The organism is Sphingobium cupriresistens, from assembly GCF_004152865.1.
Taxonomy (GTDB): Bacteria; Pseudomonadota; Alphaproteobacteria; order Sphingomonadales; family Sphingomonadaceae; genus Sphingobium; species Sphingobium cupriresistens.
This window is the reverse complement of sequence record NZ_SEOO01000154.1, coordinates 1-560: the sequence shown is the minus strand read 5'-3', so window position 1 is coordinate 560 and position 560 is coordinate 1. Positions and strand designations below refer to the sequence as shown.

Annotated in this window: 1 protein-coding gene; it reads left to right on the top strand. The window is 61.8% G+C overall.

Annotation, left to right across the window (positions count from 1 at the left end; genetic code table 11):
• Window positions 1-158: 158 nt before the first annotated feature.
• Window positions 159-560 (top strand): transposase (locus tag EWH12_RS22090; protein ID WP_207212487.1); only part of this gene is annotated, 402 nt, incomplete at its 3' end.

The following is a 560-nucleotide window of genomic DNA, read 5'->3' as shown; positions in this document are numbered from 1 at the left end:
GTTAGCGTCCGCGCTCGTGGTGTAATTTCCGGTGTAGATTGAGGCGATCGCATGGGTGGGGCATGCCCCACCCATGCGAATTCGATCTCGGTGGCCACCGGGCTCATCGGTAAGGTGGAGTTACCACACTTCACACGCCCACCGAGGAGTTGATCCCGATGACCGACGATAGATTACCGCTTGCCGAGCTGATGGCGAAGACCGGAGATGGAGATTTCCTGCGCACGATCGCCGAGAACGTATTACAGATCATCATGGAGGCCGACGTCGATGGCTTGGTCGGCGCCGGCCGGCACGAGCGTTCCGGCGATCGCACGACCTGGCGCAATGGCTACCGCGACCGCAGTCTCGACACCCGGCTCGGCACGCTCAATCTCAAGATCCCCAAACTGCGGACCGGCGCCTACTTTCCCGGCTTTCTGGAGCCAAGGAAGACCGTCGAGAAGGCGCTGGTCGCGGTGATCCAGGAAGCATGGATCGCCGGCGTCAGCACCCGGCGCGTCGATGAACTGGTGCAGGCGATGGGCATGACTGGCATCTCCAAGTCCTCGGTATCCAAG